The organism is Phyllobacterium sp. (genome assembly GCF_037994405.1).
GTDB lineage: Bacteria > Pseudomonadota > Alphaproteobacteria > Rhizobiales > Rhizobiaceae > Phyllobacterium.
Map to the genome: position 1 here is coordinate 1 of NZ_JBBNAN010000403.1, position 4,754 is coordinate 4,754.

Below are 4,754 nucleotides of genomic sequence, written 5' to 3' on the forward strand. Positions count from 1 at the left end.
GGTGACGATGGTAAAGGGAAGTGCGAACGTCGGTCATGCCGCATTGTCGCCGAGCAAATTTACCTCAAAGTTAAGGTTACGATGCCCCTCGACAGGAAGATCAATCTCTTTGCCGTCGCGAAGCACGCGGGCGGTCTTGGCCTGGAGCCCGATGAGCTTCTTGATCGCCTGGGACGTTCGACCCTTGGCTTTGATCTCCAAGAGTAGTCCGAGAACGACGAGCGCAACAACAACGTCTGTTACGTCCCAAAAGACTTCGGCGAGCGCCATGCTGGGGAATATGCCGGGCCATGCGACGGCCACGATGGAGTAAAGGAATGCCGCCGTGATACCGATCGCGATCAGCGTGTGCATGTTGGCCGCACGATGCCTGAGGGCATCCCACATTCCAGTGAAGAATTGCGAGCCCGACCACATCATTACCGGCAAACTCACGACACCCAGAAGCGCCCACACGATCCGACGCGTGTCGCTTCCCATCGGCATCCAGTCGCGCAATCCGGGGACCAGATCGGGATAGCTGAAGACCATAACCGGAATTGAGATCGCGGCGGCGAACCAGAACTTGCGCGTTATTCTTGCTCGTTCGCGGCCTCGGCAGGGTCAAGCACCTCGTCGGTGGGCTCAATCTTCGGCTCGGCAACACGGTAGCCAGCCGATTGAATCGAGTTCCGGATCTCGTCGAAATCGGTCTTCAGCGGCTGATATTCGATGTCGACGGCATTCGGCCCGAGGCTTGCCCGCGCGGCAACAACCCCGGGCGTCATCTGCAGTGCCAGCTCGACGCGAATGACGCAGGAACTGCAGTGCATGTTCTTGATCGGCACGCGCATGGTTACGGTGCCGACCGTATAGCCGCTCTTGCGGATCGTCTGCAGAATGTCGGTCAATTTAGCGCGTGCCGGATCGTATTCGACCCTTGCCGTCTTGCTGGCAAAGTTTACCGATGCCGAGGTAACGCCTCCGACAGCCCGAAGGGCCTTTTCGATCGTTGGCGGACAGTGCTGGCAGGTCATTCCGCCAATGCGCAGCTTGACCGTTTCGCTGTCGCCAACGCTGCCGTCTGGCTGGTTTGCAATGGCGGCACCTGGGGAAGCAAGCGTGTTCATGGGGCCCTGCTCTTTCGTCACGGTCTTTACCGTACGTCAAATATAGCCGATCCGGACAGATAGGATCTTGATGCAAATCAAACGGAGTTCAGGAGGCTCAGAATGGATCCTTCCAAGCTTGGCTAGTCGCGGCCCTGCTTCCGCGTCCTGCTTCCTCAATTAATTGACGGCCATTGATCCAGCGCAAATTCGCAGCATGGTTTTTCGCCTATGGTCGTATACCAACCTATGGCGGCGCCGCCGCCGCGAGACCGCGAGATACAGGGGCCATGAGTGCCAGTGACGTCAAACGGATCTCAGGAATCAGCAGCAAGGAGAGCGCTATGACGTCAAATACATTGCCACGTGCAGCCATACTAGCCGCCATCGTCGTCGCCGGCGTGTCGAGTGCGGCCATTGCGCAAACGGCCGATCCACACCATGCCGATGCGACAACCTCACAGGCGACCCCATCGCCCGACTCTGACGATATGGCCAGTCAAGGCCAGAACGGACAGCCAGCTCAGCCCGGCATGATGGGCCGAAACATGCAGTCCGGCATGCCGATGATGGGTATGCGCGGCCATATGATGAAGGTCATGTTCGCTGTGGCCGATGTTGATGGCGACGGTGCGCTTTCCTTCGAAGAAGTGACGACCATCCATAAGCGTATATTCGACAAAGTGGACGCCAATAAGGATGGCAAGGTGACGCTCGAGGAAGTTCAGGCGTTCATGCGTCCGTAGGCATTGCGCGGTTCAGCGGGATTGAGGGGCCGGTGTATAACCGATCCCAACAGAGGAGGCACGCCAATGAAATCTTTCGCATGGCAGAGGTTCGTCGACGAACCGTATCTCATAACCGAGATCGAGATTGTTCCCATTGTGAGCAAAGACAAGGTAGTTATCATCCATGTTCGCACTCGCGAACCGCGCCAAGCGAGGGCTGCACTTTGGGCTCTCAAGGATGCTGTCACTGACCTCCTCGAAGCTTTGAAGGACGGTGATCTTGGCGTGATCGATGAGAACGGCGTACACGGATATGTTCGGGATCGGCCATTGGATATTTCAATTCGGCCCACTTCATAAAGCCCTTGTATATTCCGATCGATACGGTGCGCTCTCGCTCGGCCGGATCTTTGCTGCTCTATTTCCCCTGCGTGGGCCTCAACGGATTTCAGGAGGGTTTTATTGGGTATAGACGTGCCGAATTTCTCTGAGTGGTGACCATGGGCGGCCGCTCGCTGCGTTGGCCGAGTGTTTTCGATCGACATTCATCGGCTGTCTTTCATGCTCAATAAATAGGCGACGACGTTACTGATATCGTCCTTCGTCAGTATGAGGTTTGGCATTGTGCGATGGGATGTTCTGAGAAATGCATACAATGCCATTTCAGTGGTCCCAGGCGTCTTGGCAATTGCGTCAAAGGTCGGCGCTTGCGGATTTGGGGAAGAAGGCTGCCCATGCTCGACTGCGTGGCAGGCAGCGCAGACACGCTGTGCGAACGCTGAACCCTGCTGGGGATCACCTACTTCTTGCGCACTGAGGCTCGCCGGTACTGCTGTGAGAACCATCCCGACTGCAAAGCCACACAGGCGTCCCATAATCGCACCCTCACTGTTGTTCATATCCTATCGGACAGCACAGCGAATGGCCAGCCTGCCAACATGGCGACGGCGTTCGCTCTAACAGACCGGTCACGAACGTAACAGGCGTAATAACGCCCATATCGATTTCCACGTGAAGCGAATATCGCTGGACCACCACCAATCCGACCTTTGCCTTTAGCTTCGCCAAGGTTGCGTTTCGGACCCAAAGCAGTCCTGGATCCGACTGCACTCGCCGCGGTGAGATGGACGACCTCTTCAACATATTGATCTGCCGCAAACCCAGTACCTGGTTTCTATGCGATAAGAATAGCTCCGGCAGTTAATTGGCCAGGATACCTGTGCACTTGAGAGGAGCAAGATGGATTTCAAGATCCCTGAGCCGCTGAAAGCAGAGCACGCCGAACTTCACGCAGAACTGGTCGATGCAATGAGAGCAGGCGGCCATACCGGTGACGCGGCGGAGAAAGTCGCGAAACTGCTGCATCCGCATTTCGTCCGTGAGGAAGAGATCGCGCTGCCTCCGCTTTGTTTGCTTGCACCGTTGGCGAACCGTCGTCCCGGGCATGGCCGATGTTCTCGCCCTAACAGACAGACTTGAGGCCGAGCTGCCCGCCATGCTCGCTGAGCATCAGCAGATCGTGGCGGCGCTCGGCGATCTCATGTTCGCGGCGAAGGCCGAGAAGAAACCGAAGTACGCGCATTTTGCCGAGAGGCCGATCTCGCACGCCCGCACCGAAGAAGAAGTCCTCTACCCGGCCGCGCTCCTCGTCGGCCGCTATTTGAAACTCCGACATGGAAAGTAAGCGTGCCCGCGGAACTATATCCCCGCGGATCAACTTCGAGGAGGAACTCACGATGACGAAAATTCTCGCTTCCTATGCCCTGCTTGTCGGGCTCGCTTTTGTGCCTATGAGCGCTCGCGCCCATTGCGACTCCGCGAATGGTCCCGTAGCCACGGCAGCAATCAGGGCTCTTGATACTCGGAACGTCAATCTCATCCTGCCCTTCGCACCGGCCCAAGCTGAGTCTGAGTTGAGCGCCGCCTTCAAGCAGGTTCTCAGCGTGCGCGAGAAGGGGCCGGAAGCCAAGGCGCTGGCCGATCGCTACTTCATGGAAACTGCAGTGCGGCTCCACCGCGCGGGGGAGGGAGCGCCCTATACCGGGTTAAAGCCGGCGGGCACAGATTTTGGACCCGCGATCCCCGCCGCCGAGAAAGCGCTTAAGATCGGCAAGTCAAATGACTTGACCGCACTCATGGCGGAGCAAGTCGCCCATGGCATTGAAGACCGCTACCACGACGCAATGGCTCACAGCGCAGCGACGATGGAGCCGACCACAGCAGCTGATGTCGCTAAGGCCCGTGAGCGTGTGAGTGCGGAACTCGCGTTCATCGGGTATGTCGAGGGCATCTATCTCGCGACGAAGGGTGGCGTGCATGTCGAAGCTGCGGCCACTCCGGATCACCACCAAGGCACGGAATGACGTGTCCGATCGGCCCGTACTGCGGTACGGTAGCTATGGAGGGCTTTGCAGCGCTCTCCAGGCAGGAGAGATGTTCGGTGCCGCCAACATCATTGGACGGTTGTGAATGCCCGAGTGTGGCGCAGGGGCCACCGGCCGGCCCGGAGAGGGCGTAGTCTATGAGCGCCACCACGCTCTAAACTGGTCAGCCGCCTACATGGGCTGGGAGTTGGGACGACGTTTCCACTAACACATGATAAGCTTCGGCGGTCACGGCCGAATGGCCGCTTTCCACCGATATTGTTGAAAAAGTCGGTTTTCTAGAACGTCTGTTTTTTTTTAGAGGGCCGTAGAGGCTGATACAGAAAATTGATGTGGGGGACCTGCGAGCGATCAAGCAGCGCGTGAGCCGTGTAGCGGAATTGGGACAGCATCGAGCGGCAAAATTTCGAAGCTACCGTCGAACAAAATAAAATCAAAAGCTATCGTATCAACGCAAAGATCACCTTCTTGTTGGAGTAGAGTGACAATGTCCCAGACAGGACAGCTGTTGTTCGGCCTGCCTCTGACTTAGATCGCCAAATTCCATTCGGTGC

At 57.3% G+C, this 4,754-nt stretch carries 8 protein-coding genes; 4 read left to right on the forward strand and 4 right to left on the reverse strand.

Going from position 1 to position 4,754, the window contains the following annotated elements; genetic code table 11:
• Positions 1 to 33: 33 nt before the first annotated feature.
• Together AAAC48_RS22190 and AAAC48_RS22195 are read right to left on the reverse strand one after the other, a co-directional pair.
• Positions 34 to 531 carry a hypothetical protein gene (locus tag AAAC48_RS22190; protein WP_340656266.1) on the reverse strand — a complete coding sequence of 166 codons (498 nt, stop codon included), beginning with the start codon at positions 529 to 531 and terminating at the stop codon, positions 34 to 36.
• Positions 532 to 572: 41 nt separating this feature from the next.
• A complete protein-coding gene (locus tag AAAC48_RS22195) occupies positions 573 to 1,109 on the reverse strand; it encodes a copper ion binding protein (RefSeq protein ID WP_340656267.1) in 537 nt (178 codons plus the stop codon).
• Positions 1,110 to 1,432: 323 nt separating this feature from the next.
• On the opposite strand from AAAC48_RS22195, the gene AAAC48_RS22200 reads away from it, so the two are divergent.
• Together AAAC48_RS22200 and AAAC48_RS22205 are read left to right on the forward strand one after the other, a co-directional pair.
• Positions 1,433 to 1,834 (forward strand): EF-hand domain-containing protein, encoded by a 402-nt coding sequence (locus tag AAAC48_RS22200; RefSeq protein WP_340656268.1) that lies wholly within the window; start codon positions 1,433 to 1,435, stop codon positions 1,832 to 1,834.
• 66 nt (positions 1,835 to 1,900) lie between these two features.
• Positions 1,901 to 2,176, forward strand: a complete 276-nt coding sequence (locus tag AAAC48_RS22205) for a hypothetical protein (RefSeq protein WP_340656269.1) — start codon at positions 1,901 to 1,903, stop codon at positions 2,174 to 2,176.
• A 185-nt stretch (positions 2,177 to 2,361) separates the two neighbouring features.
• Here the strand turns inward: AAAC48_RS22205 and AAAC48_RS22210 are convergent, their stop codons facing one another.
• Both AAAC48_RS22210 and AAAC48_RS22215 read right to left on the reverse strand, forming a co-directional pair.
• On the reverse strand, positions 2,362 to 2,715 hold the full coding sequence (locus AAAC48_RS22210; protein ID WP_340656270.1) for a cytochrome c: 354 nt from the start codon (positions 2,713 to 2,715) through the stop codon (positions 2,362 to 2,364).
• A gap of 301 nt (positions 2,716 to 3,016) precedes the next feature.
• A complete protein-coding gene (locus AAAC48_RS22215) occupies positions 3,017 to 3,181 on the reverse strand; it encodes a hypothetical protein (protein ID WP_340656271.1) in 165 nt (54 codons plus the stop codon).
• Between the two features lie 79 nt (positions 3,182 to 3,260).
• Between AAAC48_RS22215 and AAAC48_RS22220 the strand changes: the two genes are divergently transcribed.
• The gene (locus AAAC48_RS22220) at positions 3,261 to 3,500 is read left to right on the forward strand and encodes a hypothetical protein (protein ID WP_340656272.1); all 240 of its coding nucleotides are present in this window, start codon (positions 3,261 to 3,263) and stop codon (positions 3,498 to 3,500) included.
• Between the two features lie 52 nt (positions 3,501 to 3,552).
• Complete coding sequence (locus tag AAAC48_RS22225) at positions 3,553 to 4,179, forward strand: DUF6448 family protein (RefSeq protein WP_340656273.1); 627 nt, start codon at positions 3,553 to 3,555, stop codon at positions 4,177 to 4,179.
• The last annotated feature ends 575 nt before the right edge of the window (positions 4,180 to 4,754 follow it).

Coding starts and splice junctions, on each gene's coding strand:
- AAAC48_RS22190 (WP_340656266.1), bottom strand. CDS start 531: ATGGTCTTCAGCTATCCCGATCTGGTCCCCGGATTGCGCGACTGGATG.
- AAAC48_RS22195 (WP_340656267.1), bottom strand. CDS start 1,109: ATGAACACGCTTGCTTCCCCAGGTGCCGCCATTGCAAACCAGCCAGAC.
- AAAC48_RS22200 (WP_340656268.1), top strand. CDS start 1,433: ATGACGTCAAATACATTGCCACGTGCAGCCATACTAGCCGCCATCGTC.
- AAAC48_RS22205 (WP_340656269.1), top strand. CDS start 1,901: ATGAAATCTTTCGCATGGCAGAGGTTCGTCGACGAACCGTATCTCATA.
- AAAC48_RS22210 (WP_340656270.1), bottom strand. CDS start 2,715: ATGAACAACAGTGAGGGTGCGATTATGGGACGCCTGTGTGGCTTTGCA.
- AAAC48_RS22215 (WP_340656271.1), bottom strand. CDS start 3,181: ATGCAGCAGTTTCGCGACTTTCTCCGCCGCGTCACCGGTATGGCCGCC.
- AAAC48_RS22220 (WP_340656272.1), top strand. CDS start 3,261: ATGGCCGATGTTCTCGCCCTAACAGACAGACTTGAGGCCGAGCTGCCC.
- AAAC48_RS22225 (WP_340656273.1), top strand. CDS start 3,553: ATGACGAAAATTCTCGCTTCCTATGCCCTGCTTGTCGGGCTCGCTTTT.